We start from the raw sequence: 16,748 nt of genomic DNA on the forward strand, positions 1-16,748 counted from the left end.
ATCGGCGGTGCGGGGACGGGTAGGTGGACGCCGTGCGGCAGGGCGTCCCCGCAGGCCCTGGCTGTGGCGCACGCCTCACCCCGACCCCCGCCCCCATCTGTTTGAACAGGTTCAATTCTGGCGTAGAGTGGCGGGGTGAACCTCGCCGTCACCGCACCGGACCGCCTGGTCGTCCGCACCGTCCCGGTCACCGATCCCGGCGACCTGATCGCGGCCCTGCCGCACCCGGCCGCCCTGGCCTGGATCCGCCACGGCGAGGGCATCGTCGGCTGGGGCGAGGCCGCCCGCCTGCACCCGACCGCCGGCCCCCACCGCTTCACCGACGCCGCCGCCCGGCTGCGCGACCTGTTCGCCTCGGCCACCATCGACGACCCCCTGCACCTGCCCGGCACCGGCCCCGTCGCCTTCGGCGCCTTCACCTTCGACCCCGCCTCCCCCGGCTCGGTCCTCACCGTCCCCCGCCGGATCCTGGGACGCCGCGACGGCCACGCCTGGCTCACCACCATCGGCGACCCCGACGACCCCGACGCCCCCGCCCGGCCCATGACCGCGCCCACCGGCCTCACCTGGCACCAGGGCGCCCTGCCTGCCCACACCTGGCAGCAGCGCGTCGCCACCGCCGTCCAGCGCATCCGCGACGGCCGCCTCGGCAAGGTCGTCCTGGCCCGCGACATCACCGCCACCGCCGACGCCCCCATCGACGCCCGCGTCCTGCTGCACCGCCTGGCCGCCCGCTACCCCGACTGCTACACCTTCGCCGTCGACGGCCTGGTCGGCGCCACCCCCGAGCTCCTGGTCCGCCGCCGCGGCGACCGCGTCGACTCCCTGGTCCTGGCCGGCACCACCGCCCGCGGCACGGGCCCCGCCGACGACGCCGCCCGCGCCGCCGCCCTCACCACCTCCCCCAAGGACCTGCACGAGCACTCCTACGCCGCCGACATGGTCCGCGACGCCCTGGCCCCCCTCTGCGCCGACCTGCACGTTCCCGACCGCCCCGAACTGCTCACCCTGGCCAACGTCATGCACCTGGCCTCGGCCCTGCACGGCCGCCTGGACTCCGACCGCTCGGTCCTGGACGTCGTGGCCGCCCTGCACCCCACCCCCGCCGTCGGCGGCGCCCCCACCCCCACCGCCCTGGACCTCATCGCCGAACTGGAGGGCATGGACCGCGGACGCTACGCCGGCCCCACCGGCTGGATCGACGCCCGCGGCGACGGCGAATGGGGCATCGCGCTGCGCTGCGCCGACATCGACGGCCCCCGCGCCCGCCTGTTCGCCGGCTGCGGCATCGTCGCCGACTCGGTCCCCGCCGACGAGCTCGCCGAGGCCCACAACAAGTTCCGCCCCATGCGCGAAGCCCTGCACGGCCCCCCGCACAACTGACCCGCCGCCCGCCAGCCCACACGTGACGGCCCACACGTGACGGCGCCGACGCCGCGCGCCGCGCCGCCGCATTCCGTAGGCTGACCGGATGATCCTCGGGCTGCTGGGCGCCATCGCCGCCGCTGTCTGCTTCGGCCTCGGCTCGGTCCTGCAGGCCCTGGCCGCCCGCCGCGCCCCCACCGGCCCCGCCGCCGACCCCCGCCTGCTGGTCCGCCTCGCCGGTCAGCTCCCCTTCGCCGCCGGACTGGCCCTGGACGTCGCCGGGTTCCTCGCCGAGCTCGGCTCCCTGCGCACCCTGCCGCTGTTCGTCGTCCAAGCCGTCGTCTCGGCCGAACTCGCCGTGACCGCCATCGCCGCCGGACCCATCCTGAAGATCCGCCCCACCCGCCGCGAATGGACCGCCGTCGCCGCCGTCTGCGCCGGCCTGTGCCTGCTCGGCCTGTCGGCCGGACGCGAAGGACCCGCCCGCACCGGCACCGCCCTGCACTGGGCCCTGCTCGCCGCCGCCCTGCTCATGGCCGCCGCCGGCTTCGCCCTCGCCCGCCTGGCGCGCGGCGCCGCCATGACCATCGCCCTCGGCCTGCTCGGCGGCCTGGGCTTCGGCATCGTCGCCCTGGCCGCCCGCGTCGTCACCGACCTGTGGCCGCCCCAGGAACTGCTCACCGACCCCGCCGCCTACGCCCTGGCCATCGGCGGGCTCGCCGGCTTCCTGTTCTACGCCACCGCCCTGCAGCGCGGCAGCGTCACCTCCACCGTCGCCGCCCTGGTCGTCGCTCAGACCGCCGTCCCCGCCGCCCTCGGCATCTGGCTGCTGGGCGACCACAGCCGCCCCGGCTGGGAACCCGCCGCCGTCCTGGGTTTCGCCGTGGCCCTCGCCGCCACCCTCACCCTCGCCCGCTTCGGCGAACCCGAACCCGAACCCGGGACCGAGCGGCCTGCCGGCACCTGACCCCGGTCCCCGCCCGACGCGCGCTCACCCCGCTCGCTGGCATCCCGGACACCAGAACAGGTTCCGGCCCATCAGCTCCCGCGCCCGTACCGGCGTCCCGCACACATGGCACGCCAGCCCCGCGCGCCGGTACACGTACACCTCACCACCGTGATCATCAACGCGCGGGGGGCGCCCCATCGCCTCCGGCATGTGCTCGGGACGCACCGTGTCGATCCGCCCCGACCGCACCCCCGCCGCCATCAAGACCACCAGGTCGTCCCAGATCCCCCGCCACTGCTCCGCCGACAGCGCACGCCCCTGCACCTCGGGCGAGATCCCCTGCCGGAACAGCACCTCCGCCCGGTAGATGTTCCCCGGCCCCGCCACCACCGACTGATCCAGCAGCAGCGCCGCGATCGGCAACCGGCTCCGCCGGACCCGCCGCCACGCCTCCTCCGGATCGGCGTCCGCCCGCAACGGATCCGGCCCCAGCCGGTCCAGCAGCCGCTTCACCCCGCCCGGCTCCAGCACCTCGCACGCCGCCGGCCCCCGCAGATCGGCGAACCCGCCCTCGCCCTCCAACCGCAACCGCACCGACTCCGCCGACACCCCCGCCGGCGGCACCCCCGTCCCGAAGGAGTACTTGCCGAACAGCCCCAGATGCACATGCACCCGCGACTCCTCGTCCCCGAACCCCAGCAGCAGATGCTTGCCGAACGCCTCCGCCACCACCAGCGGACGACCGTCGACACGCGCCGCACCGAGCGCGAACCTGCCCTGCGGACTGCACGCCCGCACGGAACGGCCGCCGAACATCCGCAGATGCTCGGCGGCCAAGCGATGAATGGTGTGACCCTCAGGCATAACGCGCCAGCATAAGCCCGCCGCACCCCCGCCACACCGCACGACCGCATCCTCAGACCGTGCCCCCGCGTCCGTGCCCCTTCAGGCCCGCAGCTCCGCGCCCACCCCGTGCATGTGCGCCAGCGCCGCCCGGTACGACTCCACCGCACCCGCCTCGCAGTACGGCAGCCCCACCCGCGCGCAATGCGCCCGCACCAACGGCTGCACCCGCCGCAACGAACACCGCGGCACGCTCGGGAACAGGTGATGCTCCACCTGATAGTTCAACCCGCCCAGCAGCCAATCGGTCACCAGACCGCCCCGCACGTTCCGCGACGTCAGCACCTGCCGCCGCAGATGATCCCACCGCTCACCCGGCGCCGGCATCGCCATCCCCTTGTGGTTGTGCGCGAACGCGCTCCCCAGGTGCAGACCGAACAACCCCTGGTGCACCGCCACCAGCACCGCGCCCTTCACCGGCCCCACCAACACCAGCACCAGCACCAGCGCCGCGTACCCCACCGCGTGCACCGCCAGCAGACCGCCCTCCACCACCCGCGTCCGCAGCGGCCGCCCCCGCAGGAACAGCACACTCCCCACCCGCAGGTTCACCCCCTCCAGCAGCAGCAGCGGAAAGAACAGCGCCGCCTGATGCGCCACCACCCACGCCGCCGCCCCCCGGCGCCCTGCCGCCTGCGACCGCGTCCACGCCAGCACGCCCTCCCCCACGTCCGGATCCCGCCCCACCTCGTTGGGATGCGCGTGATGACGGTTGTGCTTGTCGTTCCACCAGCCGTACCCCATCCCCAGCATCGCGTTCCCGAACGCCAGCCCCCACCACCGGTTCACCCGCGCCGAACCCGCGATCTGACGGTGCCCCGCGTCATGCCCCAAGAACGCCGTCCGCGCCGACACCACCGCCAACGGCACCCCCACCAGCACGACCCACCACGACCACCCCCACCACCACACCACCCCCCACCAGCCCGCCGTCGCCGCCACGTTCCCCACCATCAGCCGCGCGTAGAAACCCCGCCGCCGCGCCAGCAGCCCCGCCGCCCGCACCTCCCGCGCCAGCGGACCGAAATCACTCACCACACCCCGACCGGCACCCGCACCCGCCGCAAACGCACCCGCCGCAGCACTCACGCCCGCACCCGTCACAACAGCCACCGGAGCCACCCCTCCCACCAGCCCGAACCGATGACCGAAACGCTAAGAACCACCCCACCGAACCGTCATCACCCCAACGAGCCAACCCCGCCCTCACCCCTGCGCCCCACCCCCGACCCACCCGGAACGTCACCACCCGATGACCCCCGGGTAAAGAAACCCCCATCACGGCCGGATAAAGTCAGAACACATGAGCGAGAGCACCCGGTGGATCCCCCTCGACGGCGCCGTCAACGTCCGCGACCTCGGCGGACTCCCCACCCACGACGGCCGCACCACCCGCCTCGGCCGCGTCCTGCGCGCCGACAACCTCCAGGACCTCTCGGTCGCCGACACCCGCCTCCTGCTCCACCACTACGCCCTCAAGAACGTCATCGACCTGCGCAGCGACGCCGAGGTCTCCCTCGAAGGCCCCGGCCCCCTCACCCGCACCCCCTCGGTCACCATCCACCACCTCTCCCTGTTCTCCGAAGGCGGCCACCACACCGACGTCGCCGCCGACACCCCCCGCACCATCGACATCGACCGCGTCCTGCCCTGGCAGAACCGCACCGACGACCCCACCGAGGACCCCACGGGTAACACCGCCGGGAACGCCACCGACACCGACCGCTCCGTCGGCCACTACCACGGCTACCTGCGCGACCGCGGCGACTCCATCGTCGCCGCCCTGCGCATCATGACCCGCACCGACGGCTCCGCCCTCGTGCACTGCGCCGCCGGCAAGGACCGCACCGGCGTCGTCTGCGCCCTCGCCCTGGAGACCATCGGCGTCACCCGCCAGGCCATCGTCACCGACTACACCCAGACCGGCGAACGCATCGACGCCATCATGCGCCGCCTGCGCGCCAGCGACACCTACGCCGCCGATTTGGACTCACGCCCCGACGACAGCCACGTCCCCCACGCCGCCATCATGGAGAAGTTCCTCTCCCGCCTCGCCGAGGAGCACGGCGGCGCCGTCGGCTGGCTCGCCGGGCACGGCTGGACCGACGAGGACACCGCCGCTCTGCAGGCCCGCCTGCTGTCCTGACCGCTCCCCGGCCTTTCGCCCGCGCTCCGCTCTCTCCCAAAGCACGGCCTTTGACGTCGTTGAGGGGGTTAGGAGTGAGAGGGGTGCTGGTTCATCAAGCGAATGCCTTTACAAAGTAAGCCACAGTCGGAAGGGGGATTCGGCGTTCGTTCCGCAGGCTCCGCGCCTCTCATCAACCCGGCACAGGGACACGCGCACGGCATCCCCGACCATCCTCAGGGTAATGCCCGGCCACTCCCCGTGTCCGGCCATTGACAAGAAGTGTTCAACACTCCTCCGTCCCGGCACGGCGCCGCCGTGCCGGGACGGGACGGATCAGTGGGCGAGCAGGTCGGTGACCGCGCGGCGGGCGGCGTGGCGCATGTCGGCGTGCAGCTCGGCGTTGGCCTCGCGGTCGGTGCGGGCCTCCACCAGCCGCAGCCCCTCCCCCGCGATCGCCTTGGGCAGGTCGGCGGCCGACTCCAGCCGCCGGTAGGGCAGGCGGTGCGCGGCGGCGACCAGCTCCAGGTCCACCGCCTGCGGGGTGCCGAAGACGCGCTCGAAGGGGTCGGGCAGGCCGGCCTGCGGCAGCAGCGAGAAGATCCCGCCGCCCTGGTTGTTCACCACCACCAGCGCCAGGTCGGGACGCCGCTCGTGCGGGCCGAGCAGCAGCCCGTTCTGGTCGTGCAGGAACGCCAGGTCGCCCAGCAGCGCGTACGCGCGGCCGCTGTGGGCGAGCGCGGCGCCCATCGCGGTCGACACCAGGCCGTCGATGCCGCTGGCGCCCCGGTTGGCCAGCACCCGGATGCCGCGCCGGGGCCGCATGACCTGGTCCAGGTCGCGGATCGGCATGCTGGCCGCGGCGAACAGCAGCGACCCGCCGGGCAGCATCGACACCAGGTCGCGGGCCAGGCGCGGCTCGGTCACCTCCGGGCGGGCGTCCAGCACCCGGTCGACGGCCGCCGCGGCGGCCGCGTCGGCGGCCCGCCAGGACTTCAGCCAGCCGTCGTCGCCCGGCACCACCGGGATCTCCACGTCCTGGGCGACCTGCGTCGCCGACCGCACCGGGTCGGGCCAGGCCGCCAGGTCGGGCGAGACCACCACGTGCTCGGGGACGTGGCGCAGCAGCGACAGCAGCGGCCGCGACAGCCCCGGCTTGCCGAGCGTCACCACCACCTCGGGCCGGTGCCGCTCGAGGAACTCGGGCACCCCGAGCAGGAAGTGGTGCGAGGACAGGGCGTGGTCGCCGTAGCGGGCGTTGCCGCTCGGCTCGGCCAGGACGGGCCAGCCCGCCATCGACGCCGCCGCCACGTACCGCTTGACGTTGGCGGCGCCGTCGCCGACCACCAGCACCCCGCGCCGCGTCGGCGGCACGTGCAGCACCGATCCGGGCGTCGCCGCCCGCACCCGCGTCCAGGCCCCCGGCGATCCGCCGTCCAGCGGCTCGCACCAGGAGGTGTCGCCGTCGGGGACCAGCGGTTCGCGGAACGCGGCGTTCAGGTGCACCGGCCCGGCGACGGGGAACTGCGCCGCGCCCCACGCGCGGCTGACCAGCGACCGCCAGTAGGCGACCATGCCCGGCCGCTCCTCGGGCACGCCGATCTCGCTGGTCCAGCGCGTCGCGGTCCCGTACAGCTTGACCTGGTCGATGGTCTGGTTGGCGCCGGTGCCGCGCAGCTCGGGCGGCCGGTCGGCGGTCAGCACCACCAGCGGCACCCGCGACTCGTGCGCCTCGATGACGGCGGGGTGGAAGTTGGCGGCGGCCGTGCCGGAGGTGCAGACCAGCGGCACCGGCCGCCCCGACCGCTTGGCCAGGCCGAGGCCGAGGAACGACGCCGATCGCTCGTCGACGCGCACGTGCAGGCGCACCCGCCCGGTCCGCTCGGCCTCGTACAGCGCGAGCGCCAGGGGCGCCGAGCGCGAGCCGGGCGCCAGCACGGCGTCGGTCATGCCGCAGCGCAGCATCTCGTCCACCAGGACGGTGGCCAGCGCGGTCGCCGGGTTCATCGGGTCGTCCCGTCCAGATGGGCGGCGGCCGCGTCCAGGCGGCCCCGCCAGCCCTCGTCGTCGATCTCGTAGCGGTCCAGCGCGGCGGGATCCACCGCCGGGCGCCGCACGGGCAGGGCGCCGCCGGCCGGGCGCAGCGGGTCGGCCGCCACGTCGCCCTCCAGCAGCGCCAGGGTGGCCAGGCCGCAGGCGTAGGGCAGCTCGGGCAGCGCCGCGGCGAGCGCGACGCCGGCGGCTAGCCCGACCGAGGTCTCCACCGCGCTGGACACCACGACCGGCAGCCCGGTGGCCTCGGCGACCTTCAGCGCCGCCCGGACCCCGCCGAGCGGCTGCACCTTCAGCACCGCGATGTCGGCGGCGCCGGCCGCCCGCACCTTCAGCGGGTCCTCGGCGCGGCGGATCGACTCGTCGGCGGCGATCGGCACCTCCACCCGCCGCCGCACCTGAGCGAGCTCCTCCAGCGTCGCGCAGGGCTGCTCGACGTACTCCAGCGCGAACCGGTCCAGCAGCCCGATCATGCGGACGGCGCGGTCGACGTCCCAGCCGCCGTTGACGTCGATGCGGACCTTGCCGGCGGGGCCGATCGCGGCGCGGACCGCCTCCACCCGGGCCAGGTCGTCGGCCTCGCCCTGGCCGCGCTCGGCGACCTTGACCTTGGCCGTCGCGCATCCCGACGCCGCCACGATCTGCGCCGCCCGCTCGGGGCCGACGGCCGGGACGGTGGCGTTGACCGGGACGCGGTCGCGCACCGGCTCGGGCCATCCGTCGAACGCCGCCTCGCGGGCGGCGGCCAGCCAGCGCGCGCACTCGGCGGGCCCGTACTCGGCGAACGGCGAGAACTCCCCCCACCCCGCCGGGCCCTCGATGAGGACGCCCTGGCGCCGGATGATCCCGCGGAACCGCGTGCGCATCGGGATGGAGTAGACCCGCACCCGCCGACCCCCTGCCCTGCTCATCGACCGGCTCACCGATCGCCTAGTAGTACCACGGGAAGGACGACCAGTCGGGGTCGCGCTTGTCCAGGAAGGAGTCGCGCCCCTCGGCCGCCTCGGCGGTGCCGTAGGCCAGCCGGGTGGTCTCCCCCGCGAACACCTGCTGCCCCACCAGACCGTCGTCGATCATGTTGAAGGCGAACTTCAGCATCCGCTGCGCCGTCGGCGACTTGCCGTTGATCCTGCGGCCCCACTCCAGCGCCGCCGCCTCCAGCTCGGCGTGCGGCACCACCGCGTTCACCATCCCCATCCGGTGCGCGGCCTCGGCGTCGTAGGTGTCGCCCAGGAAGAAGATCTCCCGGGCGAACTTCTGCCCCACCTGCCGCGCCAGGTACGCCGACCCGAACCCGCCGTCGAAGCTCGCCACGTCGGCGTCGGTCTGCTTGAACCGGGCGTGCTCGCGGCTGGCCAGCGTCAGGTCGGCCACCACGTGCAGGCTGTGCCCGCCGCCGGCCGCCCACCCCGGCACCACCGCGATGACGACCTTGCCCATGAAGCGGATGAGGCGCTGCACCTCCAGGATGTGCAGCCGGCCCGCCCGCGCCGGATCGATCGAGGCGGCCGTGTCCCCCTCGGCGTACTTGTAGCCGTCCTTGCCGCGGATGCGCTGGTCGCCGCCCGAGCAGAACGCCCACCCGCCGTCCTTGGGCGAGGGCCCGTTGCCCGTCAGCAGCACGCAGCCCACGTCGCTGGACATGCGCGCATGGTCCAGCGCGCGGTACAGCTCGTCCACCGTGTGCGGCCGGAAGGCGTTGCGCACCTCCGGCCGGTTGAACGCGATGCGGACCGTGCCCTGGTCCACGGCGCGGTGGTAGGTGACGTCGGTGAACCCGAACCCCTCGACCTCTTTCCACGCCGACGCGTCGAACAGCTCCGAGACCATGTGTTCCTCTCCTAGCGGGCGGACACCCCCATTCAACCGCCTCACCGATATGAACGCGTTCAGCGGGGTCGTCTAGGCTGGCCGGATCATGGAACGCCGCCTGCTCGCCGCCGCCCTGGCGCCCGGACCGCGCCTGCTGGAGGCCCTCGCCGCCGCCCTGGACGGCACCGGCCCCGCCCTCTGCCCGCTGCCGCCCGACCTGCCGCCCCCCGCCCGCGACCGGCTGCTGGACGCCCTGGCCCCGCACGCCGTCCTCACCGAGCAGGGCCTGGCCCCCCGCCCCGGCGGCCACGGCGTCGACCCCGGCACCGCCGTCCTCATCGCCACCTCCGGCTCCACCGGCACCCCCAAGATCGTCGAGCTGTCCGGCGCCGCCCTGCGCGCCTCCGCCGCCGCCACCGCCGCCCGCATCGGCGCCGGCCCGCGCGACCGCTGGCTGTGCTGCCTGCCCACCAGCCATATCGCCGGCCTGCAGGTCCTGGCCCGCGCGCTGCTCGCCGGCACCGACCCGATCGTCCAGCCGCGCTTCGACACCGCCGCCGTCACCGCCGCCGGCGCCGACCTGGTCTCCCTGGTCCCCACCCAGCTGCGCCGCCTGCTCGACGCCGGCGCCGACCTGGCCGCCTTCCGCGCCATCCTGCTCGGCGGCGCCGCCGCCCCGCCCGACCTGGTCGACGCCGCCCGCGCCCGCGGCGCCCGCCTGTTCACCACCTACGGCATGAGCGAGACCTGCGGCGGCTGCGCCTACGACGGCCTCCCCCTGGACGGCGTCCGCCTGGACCTGGACCCCGGCGGCCGCATCCGCATCGCCGGCCCCGTCCTGTTCACCGGCTACCACCGCCGCCCCGACCTCACCCGCGCCGCCCGCGACGGCGCTTGGTTCCTCACCCAAGACCTCGGCGCGTTCCAGGACGGCCGCCTGCGCGTCCGCGGCCGCCTGGACGACGTCATCAACACCGGCGGCGAGAAGGTCGTCGCCGGCGAGGTCGCCGACCTGCTGTCGCGCCACCCCCGCGTCCGCGACGTCGTCGTCGTCGGCCGCCCCGACCCCGAATGGGGCGAGCGCGTCACCGCCGTCGTCGTCCCCGCCGGTCCCCCGCCCGCCCTCGCCGACCTGCGCGACTGGGTGCGCACCGCGCTGCCCGCCGCCGCCGCGCCCCGCCAGCTGGAGATCGTCCCCGCCATCCCGCTGCTGGCCTCCGGCAAGCCCGACCGCGCCCTGCTCCGCCGACCATGATCGCCCCGTGATCGCCGCGAGGGTTTGAGCGGGCCCCCCGCGGAACAGGCTCCGAACATGCCCGACCAGCAGGAGCGGCCCGACCAGGCGCCCGAGAGCACCCTCACCGTGCTGCTCGCCCTCGGCGCCAACCTCGGCATCGCCATCGCCAAGATCGTCGCCGCCGTCGTCACCGGCTCGGCCTCCATGGCCGCCGAGGCCGCCCACTCGGTCGCCGACACCTTCAACGAGATCCTCCTGCTGGTCGGCCTGCGCCGCAGCGAGCGCGCCGCCGACCGCCGCCACCCCTTCGGCTACGGCAAGGAGCGCTACATCTGGACCCTGCTGGTCGCCGTCGCCATCTTCGGCATGGGCGCCCTGTTCGCCTACTACCAGGGCGTGCAGACCCTCATCGGCCACCAGGGGGAGGAGGCCGACCCCCTGGTCGGCTACATCGTGCTCGCCATCGCCCTCGTCCTGGAGGGCACCTCCTGGCGCCAGGCCCTCCGCCAGATCCGCGGCGAGGCCCGCCAGGAGCGGCTCGGCTTCCTGGCCTACATCCGCCGCACCGACGAGCCCACCGCCGTCAGCGTCCTGCTGGAGGACTCCGCCGCCCTGCTCGGCCTGCTGCTGGCCTTCGCCGGCCTCGGCCTGCACCAGCTCACCGGCTCCCCCGTCTGGGACGGGATCGGCTCGGTGTGCATCGGCGTGCTGCTCACCGCCGTCGCCCTGGTCCTCGGCCGCATCAACCTCAACCTGCTCATCGGCACCCAGGCCGACCCGCGCATCGTCGCCGACGTGCGCGACCGGCTGGGCGCCGCCCCCGAGATCGAGTGGGTCGTGGACATCCTCACCATGACCGTCGGCGCCGACCGCGTCCTGGTCTGCGCCCGCCTGGACTTCCGCGACGCCCTCACCGCCGGCGACGTCGAGCGCGCCTGCGTCCGGCTCGCGCACGAGCTGCGCGCCGCGCACGAGGAGATCGACGAGGTCTTCATCGAGCCGGTCCCCCGCGACGACCCCGAGCTGCGGCAGCGCGTCATCGCCCGCTACGGGGAGCAGGGCGGGGCGTCGACCGCTCCGTGAGGGGATTTGCCCTCGTCGCCGGTCTTTACATAGTAAGGTATGTTCTGTCCGTTTTTGTGGTGAGTGTGAGCCGTCTCACTCGCTCTCGCCGTCACCGTGCGTCCCGGGACCGTCACCTGCCCCCGGCGGGCCCGGCGGCCCTTGCCGATCAGGGGTTTCGCGTCCGCGCGCCCGTGCCGGGCACGGCCCGCGCGCCGGTAGGGTGATCCGTTCGGCCCCTCCCCCGCCGGGAACAACCGCGCCCCTGCCAGGCGTTCCGGTTTATGCACGCGTCGAGAGAGAACAGCTTCTCCGCGTCGCCCTACACCACGGAAGGGAGGGGGGTGTCCTCATGCCGCGAACCGCCGTAGAGACCCCGCTGACGGAGTCGACGAACCCGGTCTTCGGCGCTCTCATCGAGCGCGGCCGCTCGCAGGGGCACCTCTCGCTGGACGAGGTGCGCCGTGCCTTCGAGGCCGCCGGGATCAGCCCGGCCCAGGGCCGTTCCATCCTGCGCCGGCTCACCGAGTCGGGCATCGGCCTGGCCGCCGAGGAGGACGGCGCGCGGCGCGCACCCGCCGAGCGGAAGGCGGCCGCCACGACCGACAGGCCCGACACACCCGAGCGGACCGGCGAGGGGGCCGCGAAGGGGTCCACCAAGGGGTCGGCGCCGTCGCGCCGCGTCGCCCGCAAGGACGGTGCCGCCGACGACGCCGCGACCGGCGGCACCGCCGGCGCCAAGCGCGCCCGCCGGACCGCCCGCAAGGACGCCCCGGTGAAGGCCGCGCCCGACCCCGCGCCCGAGCCCGCCCCCGGCGAGGCCGACGGTACCGACGACGGTCCCGACGACGGCGCGTTCGAGCTGACCCAGGTGGAGACCGCCGAGGCCGAGATCGCCGACCTGGACGACACCTCGACGGCCATGGGCGACTCGGTGCACACCTACCTGAAGGCGATCGGGCGGCGCCAGCTGCTCACCGCCGAGCAGGAGGTCGAGCTCGCCAAGCGCATCGAGGCCGGCCTGTACGCCGAGCACAAGCTGGAAACCGCCAAGCTCACCCCGCAGGCCCGCCTGGACCTGGAGTGGGTCGCCGCCGACGGCCGCCGCGCCAAGGCGCACATGCTGGAGGCCAACCTGCGGCTGGTGGTGTCGGTCGCCAAGAAGTACTCCGACCGGGGCCTGTCCCTGCTGGACGTGGTCCAGGAGGGCAACCTCGGGCTGATCCGCGCGGTGGAGAAGTTCGACTACTCCAAGGGCTACAAGTTCTCCACCTACGCCATGTGGTGGATTCGCCAGGCCATCCAGCGCGGCTTCGCCGACTCGGCCCGCACCATCCGGCTGCCCGTGCACGTGCTGGAGATGCTGAGCAAGCTGAGCCGCGTCGAGCGCGACATGCACCAGCGCCTCGGCCGCGAGCCCACCCCCGAGGAGCTGGCCGTCGAGCTGGACAAGAGCCCCGAGCAGATCCGCGAGCTGCTGCGCACCAGCCGCCAGCCGATCAGCCTGGACTCCACCATCGGCGAGGACGGCGAGACCCGGATCGGCGACCTCATCGAGGACACCGACTCCCCCGAGGCCTCCGACCTGGTGGACCGCCAGCTCATGGCCGAGCAGCTGCGCCGCACGCTGGACATCCTGTCCCCCCGCGAGGCCAAGATCATGGCGATGCGGTTCGGGCTCTACGACGGCACGCCGCGCACGCTGGACGAGATCGGCAAGGCGCTCGGCCTCACCCGCGAGCGCATCCGCCAGCTGGAGAAGGAGTCGCTGTCCAAGCTGCGGCACCCCTCCAACGCCCACCCGCTGCTGGACTTCGCCGTCTGATCCCCGCCACGGCCCGAAGGGCCCGCCCGGACACCGTCCGGGCGGGCCCTTCGCCGTTCCAGCCGGACGGTGCCGGCGGGACGGTGCCGGCGGGACGGTGCCGGCGCGGGGTTCGCCACCCGGTGAACGGTTCTCCGGGCGGGACAATGGGAATACCGACCGGTATTTCAACTGTCTTTTCGCTCTTAGTTGCGAGCATGATCCATAAATCCGGTACTGTGCTGCCCTATGAGCGTGAAAGCGCTCACGCAAGGCGGCTTGCGCGCCGCTCGGCCCGCCGCCCGGCGGGGCGTGCCGGCGCCTCCGGCACCGTCTTGCGACCCGCGCGACCACCGGGACGGTGCACTGACCCGACGCCTCCACTCCCCCGTGCGGCGCGCCCGCTCCGCCACCGCCCGGGGCGTTCCCGCGCATCGGCGGCGTCCTCGCGTCGCGGCGCCGCCCCGGCGCCGCCCCGGCACACGCCCGCCTCCGCAGATGGCCCCAGCCCTTTCGGACACTGATGGCAAATTCATGCGAAAATTCCCCCGCTCGGTCGCTTCCGGGATCGTTCCGGTGATGGCGCGCGGCCATTCCGACGCCCTTCCCCTCCGTGCCGCACCGCGCTTTCACGGTGCCGGCGCCGGCGCCGCGAAAGGCGGGCGCTGATGGGCTGGGGGCGGCGCCGCCGGCCCGCTCCGGACGCGGCCGCCGGGTGCCCTCCCCTCCTCCCCGCGCCCGCGTTCGCCGCCGCGCCCGCCGCCGCGCCCACCGGGCGCGAGGCCGCGCTGGAGGCGGCGCTGGAGGAGTTCTCGCTGCGGCTCGGGCTGCTCAGCGAGTCCATGCGCGAGGATCTGGACGGTCTCCAGCAGCGTGTGGAGGATCCCGCCCTGCTGGAGCTGGTCTACCGGCTGGACTCGGCGGCCGCGCGCTCCTGGCGGCTGGCGGGGGACCAGCGGGTGCTCGCCGGCACCGCGCCGGGCCACCTCACCGAGTCGCTCACCATCGCCGACATGGTCGCCGTCGCGATCGGCGGGATCGTCCGCCACGACCACGTCGTCGTCACCGCCATGTGCGAGGCCGCCGCGGCGCCCGGGGTCGGCGAGGACGCCGCCCAGCTCCTGGCGGCGCTGCTGGACAACTCCACGACCGGCACCCGCGCCCAGGTGGAGGTGGCCGCGTCGCTGGTCCCCGGCGGCGCGGTGCGGATCCAGATCGACGACTACGGGACGGGCCTGCCCCCGCAGCGGCTCGCCGAGCTGACCCGGCTGCTGGCCGGGCCCGTCCCGGCCCTGTCGGAGGCCACCGCGCGGCGCACGGGCCTGCCGGTGGTGCACCGGATCGCGGCCCGCCACGGCCTCACCGTGGAGCTGGCCTCCCGGACCGGGCAGGCCCTCTGGCACCCGACCGGCACGATCACCACCGTCACGCTGCCCGCCCACCTGGTGTCGGCCGTGGCCCCGCCGGGCGCCGCGGATGCGGGCGGCCCGCCGGTCCGGGACCGGCGGGCGCTGGTCGCCGAGGTCCCCGCGCCGCCGGTCCCGGCCGCCCCCGCGCCGGACGCGCACGCGCTGACCGCGGACGGCCTGCCCGTCCGGCCGACCGCCGGCCGGCGCGGCGGGCGCGGCGGTGCGCCGCGGACCCCGGCGGTCCCCGACGCCGATGCGCACGCCGCGTTCGCCGCCGACCTGGACGGCCTGCCCGACTACGACATGCCCGCCCACGAGATGCCCGCCCGCGAGATGCCCGGGCAGGGACCGCCCGGCGCGCCCGCCACCGCCGCCGACCCGAGGGGACGCCCTCAGCGATGACCGTGAATCCCCTTCCCCCGCCGCCGGGCCTGCCGGGCGCCGACCCGAGCACCACCGCGGACTTCCAGCGGCTGCTGGAGGAGTTCGTGCACGGCGCCGCCGGCACCGGGCACGCCCTGCTGGCCTCCAGCGACGGGCTGCCGCTGCTGGCCGCGGGGCTGCCGCGGCCCGCCATCGAGCCGGTGGCCGCCCTGATCACCGCGATGATCTCGACCGGGCACCGCGTCGCGGACCTGCTCGCCGACCCCTACCAGGGCGCCGCCCCGGCCGGGCCGGCCGGGCCGGGCCGGCGTCCCGGCCACGGCGCGCACCGCTCCGCCGCGGCCGCCTCCTGCGACGACCTGGTGATCGGCTGCGGCGCCGGCCGGTACCTGATCATGCGGGTGACGCCGGAGGTGACCATGGGCGCGCTGGTGGTCCGCGGCGGCAACCTCGGCCATGTCGCGCACGCCATGAGCCGGTTCATCGCGCAGCACCAGCGCCATTTCGGCGACCGGGTGCGCCTGCGGCTCCGCGAGGACATCCTGAGCGGGACGCTCGCGCCATGACCACGCCGCCCTTTCCCGACCCCCGCGCGCCGCACGGCCCGGCCCCGCGACCTGCCGCGCCGCCCGCCGCACCGTCCACCCCGCAGCCCGGTTCGCCGCCCGCCGCGCCCGGGCCCGTTCCGCCGTCCTGGACGGGCGGGCGGCACCGCTGGGTCCGCCAGTTCGTGCGCGCCGGCGGGCGCGTGCGCCCGCCCCGCCACCTGGACGTGCACGCCCTCGTCGCCGCTCGCGGCTTCGACGCCGGCGCCGCGGCCCGGATGGAGCCCGACGCGCGCGCCCTGTACGGGGCGGCCGGGCGGGGGCCGGCGACCGTCGCCGAGCTGTCGGCGGCGACCGGCATGTCGCTCGGCCTCACCCGCATCGTGCTGGGCGACCTGTTCGCCTCCGGCCACCTGCGGCACGGCGACACCGCCGGGGCGGGCGCCGCCGATCCCTACGACCCTCAGATGTTGGAGCGGCTGCTCGATGGCCTTCAGCGACTCTGACCGGCACCGCGGCCTGCGCGTCACCTCGGCCAAGATCGTGGTGGCGGGCGGCTTCGGCGTCGGCAAGACGACCCTGGTGGGCGCGGTCTCGGAGATCCCGCCGATCAGCACCGACGAGTGGATGACGACCGCGGCCGGCGGGGTGGACGGCGCGCCGGCGGCGCCCGGCAAGACCCGCACCACCGTCGGCATGGACTTCGGCCGCATCACCGTGGCCGGCGATCTGGTCCTCTACCTGTTCGGCACGCCCGGGCAGGCGCGGTTCTGGCCGCTGTGGGACGACCTGTCGCACGGCGCGTCCGCGGCGGTGGTGCTGGTGGACTCGCGGCGGCTGCAGGAGGGGTTCCCGGCCGTCAACTACTTCGACGTGGACTCCGACGTGCCGTACGTGGTGGCGGTGAACCTCTTCGACGGCGTCCGGCACCACCGCCCGGACGCGGTCCGCGAGGCGCTGCGCCTGCCCGCGCGGGTTCCCCTGGTCGCCTGCGACGCCCGCGACCGGCGCTCGGTGCTGCACGTCCTGGTCGCCGCTCTGCGGCATACGCAGGCGACCCGCGCGCCCCGCCCCGCCGGAGCCGCCGCCCCCGCCTGACCG

Annotated in this window: 15 protein-coding genes; 10 read left to right on the plus strand and 5 right to left on the minus strand. The window is 75.2% G+C overall.

Annotation, left to right across the window (positions count from 1 at the left end):
- Positions 1–135 precede the first annotated feature (135 nt).
- Together K1Y72_RS10315 and K1Y72_RS10320 are read left to right on the plus strand one after the other, a co-directional pair.
- The gene (locus tag K1Y72_RS10315; RefSeq protein ID WP_220165516.1) at positions 136–1,383 is read left to right on the plus strand and encodes an isochorismate synthase; all 1,248 of its coding nucleotides are present in this window, start codon (positions 136–138) and stop codon (positions 1,381–1,383) included.
- 88 nt (positions 1,384–1,471) lie between these two features.
- Positions 1,472–2,332 (plus strand): DMT family protein, encoded by an 861-nt coding sequence (locus K1Y72_RS10320; protein WP_220165517.1) that lies wholly within the window; start codon positions 1,472–1,474, stop codon positions 2,330–2,332.
- A gap of 24 nt (positions 2,333–2,356) precedes the next feature.
- Here the strand turns inward: K1Y72_RS10320 and K1Y72_RS10325 are convergent, their stop codons facing one another.
- Positions 2,357–3,178, minus strand: a complete 822-nt coding sequence (locus tag K1Y72_RS10325) for an Fpg/Nei family DNA glycosylase (RefSeq protein ID WP_220165518.1) — start codon at positions 3,176–3,178, stop codon at positions 2,357–2,359.
- Positions 3,179–3,259: 81 nt separating this feature from the next.
- A complete protein-coding gene (locus K1Y72_RS10330) occupies positions 3,260–4,330 on the minus strand; it encodes a fatty acid desaturase family protein (RefSeq protein WP_308286993.1) in 1,071 nt (356 codons plus the stop codon).
- A 190-nt stretch (positions 4,331–4,520) separates the two neighbouring features.
- Here K1Y72_RS10330 and K1Y72_RS10335 point away from each other — a divergent pair, with 190 nt between their 5' ends.
- Complete coding sequence (locus K1Y72_RS10335; RefSeq protein ID WP_220165519.1) at positions 4,521–5,363, plus strand: tyrosine-protein phosphatase; 843 nt, start codon at positions 4,521–4,523, stop codon at positions 5,361–5,363.
- 315 nt (positions 5,364–5,678) lie between these two features.
- Here K1Y72_RS10335 and menD read toward each other — a convergent pair whose 3' ends face one another.
- From menD to K1Y72_RS10350, 3 genes are read right to left on the minus strand one after another with little or no spacing between them, the layout of a single operon-like run.
- Entirely contained in the window at positions 5,679–7,349 is a 1,671-nt protein-coding gene (menD, locus tag K1Y72_RS10340; protein ID WP_220165520.1) for a 2-succinyl-5-enolpyruvyl-6-hydroxy-3-cyclohexene-1-carboxylic-acid synthase, read from the minus strand.
- A complete protein-coding gene (locus K1Y72_RS10345) occupies positions 7,346–8,305 on the minus strand; it encodes an o-succinylbenzoate synthase (protein ID WP_220165521.1) in 960 nt (319 codons plus the stop codon). Before K1Y72_RS10345 ends, menD begins: the two co-directional genes overlap by 4 nt.
- 19 nt (positions 8,306–8,324) lie before the next feature.
- Entirely contained in the window at positions 8,325–9,224 is a 900-nt protein-coding gene (locus tag K1Y72_RS10350) for a 1,4-dihydroxy-2-naphthoyl-CoA synthase (RefSeq protein ID WP_220165522.1), read from the minus strand.
- 88 nt (positions 9,225–9,312) lie between these two features.
- Here K1Y72_RS10350 and K1Y72_RS10355 point away from each other — a divergent pair, with 88 nt between their 5' ends.
- From K1Y72_RS10355 to K1Y72_RS10385, 7 genes are all read left to right on the plus strand, one after another.
- A complete protein-coding gene (locus K1Y72_RS10355) occupies positions 9,313–10,461 on the plus strand; it encodes an AMP-binding protein (RefSeq protein ID WP_220165524.1) in 1,149 nt (382 codons plus the stop codon).
- A 57-nt stretch (positions 10,462–10,518) separates the two neighbouring features.
- On the plus strand, positions 10,519–11,526 hold the full coding sequence (locus tag K1Y72_RS10360; RefSeq protein ID WP_220165526.1) for a cation diffusion facilitator family transporter: 1,008 nt from the start codon (positions 10,519–10,521) through the stop codon (positions 11,524–11,526).
- A gap of 331 nt (positions 11,527–11,857) precedes the next feature.
- Entirely contained in the window at positions 11,858–13,330 is a 1,473-nt protein-coding gene (locus K1Y72_RS36150; protein WP_258572203.1) for an RNA polymerase sigma factor, read from the plus strand.
- A gap of 647 nt (positions 13,331–13,977) precedes the next feature.
- Positions 13,978–15,120 carry an ATP-binding protein gene (locus K1Y72_RS10370; RefSeq protein WP_220165528.1) on the plus strand — a complete coding sequence of 381 codons (1,143 nt, stop codon included), beginning with the start codon at positions 13,978–13,980 and terminating at the stop codon, positions 15,118–15,120.
- Positions 15,117–15,668, plus strand: a complete 552-nt coding sequence (locus K1Y72_RS10375) for a roadblock/LC7 domain-containing protein (protein WP_220165530.1) — start codon at positions 15,117–15,119, stop codon at positions 15,666–15,668. Before K1Y72_RS10370 ends, K1Y72_RS10375 begins: the two co-directional genes overlap by 4 nt.
- Positions 15,665–16,153 (plus strand): DUF742 domain-containing protein, encoded by a 489-nt coding sequence (locus K1Y72_RS10380; RefSeq protein WP_220165531.1) that lies wholly within the window; start codon positions 15,665–15,667, stop codon positions 16,151–16,153. Before K1Y72_RS10375 ends, K1Y72_RS10380 begins: the two co-directional genes overlap by 4 nt.
- Positions 16,134–16,745: a GTP-binding protein gene (locus tag K1Y72_RS10385; RefSeq protein ID WP_220165532.1), complete on the plus strand. Its 612-nt coding sequence runs from the start codon at positions 16,134–16,136 to the stop codon at positions 16,743–16,745. The genes K1Y72_RS10380 and K1Y72_RS10385 overlap by 20 nt, the downstream gene beginning before the upstream one ends.
- The last annotated feature ends 3 nt before the right edge of the window (positions 16,746–16,748 follow it).

The sequence above is a fragment of the Actinomadura parmotrematis genome (assembly GCF_019458805.1).
GTDB classification, from domain to species: Bacteria; Actinomycetota; Actinomycetes; order Streptosporangiales; family Streptosporangiaceae; genus Spirillospora; species Spirillospora parmotrematis.

Excerpts from the sequence above, each read along its gene's own strand:
- K1Y72_RS10320 (WP_220165517.1), top strand. The coding sequence starts at position 1,472 with ATGATCCTCGGGCTGCTGGGCGCCATCGCCGCCGCTGTCTGCTTCGGC.
- K1Y72_RS10325 (WP_220165518.1), bottom strand. The coding sequence starts at position 3,178 with ATGCCTGAGGGTCACACCATTCATCGCTTGGCCGCCGAGCATCTGCGG.
- K1Y72_RS10335 (WP_220165519.1), top strand. The coding sequence starts at position 4,521 with ATGAGCGAGAGCACCCGGTGGATCCCCCTCGACGGCGCCGTCAACGTC.
- menD (WP_220165520.1), bottom strand. The coding sequence starts at position 7,349 with ATGAACCCGGCGACCGCGCTGGCCACCGTCCTGGTGGACGAGATGCTG.
- K1Y72_RS10345 (WP_220165521.1), bottom strand. The coding sequence starts at position 8,305 with ATGAGCAGGGCAGGGGGTCGGCGGGTGCGGGTCTACTCCATCCCGATG.
- K1Y72_RS10350 (WP_220165522.1), bottom strand. The coding sequence starts at position 9,224 with ATGGTCTCGGAGCTGTTCGACGCGTCGGCGTGGAAAGAGGTCGAGGGG.
- K1Y72_RS10355 (WP_220165524.1), top strand. The coding sequence starts at position 9,313 with ATGGAACGCCGCCTGCTCGCCGCCGCCCTGGCGCCCGGACCGCGCCTG.
- K1Y72_RS10360 (WP_220165526.1), top strand. The coding sequence starts at position 10,519 with ATGCCCGACCAGCAGGAGCGGCCCGACCAGGCGCCCGAGAGCACCCTC.
- K1Y72_RS36150 (WP_258572203.1), top strand. The coding sequence starts at position 11,858 with ATGCCGCGAACCGCCGTAGAGACCCCGCTGACGGAGTCGACGAACCCG.
- K1Y72_RS10370 (WP_220165528.1), top strand. The coding sequence starts at position 13,978 with ATGGGCTGGGGGCGGCGCCGCCGGCCCGCTCCGGACGCGGCCGCCGGG.
- K1Y72_RS10375 (WP_220165530.1), top strand. The coding sequence starts at position 15,117 with ATGACCGTGAATCCCCTTCCCCCGCCGCCGGGCCTGCCGGGCGCCGAC.
- K1Y72_RS10380 (WP_220165531.1), top strand. The coding sequence starts at position 15,665 with ATGACCACGCCGCCCTTTCCCGACCCCCGCGCGCCGCACGGCCCGGCC.
- K1Y72_RS10385 (WP_220165532.1), top strand. The coding sequence starts at position 16,134 with ATGGCCTTCAGCGACTCTGACCGGCACCGCGGCCTGCGCGTCACCTCG.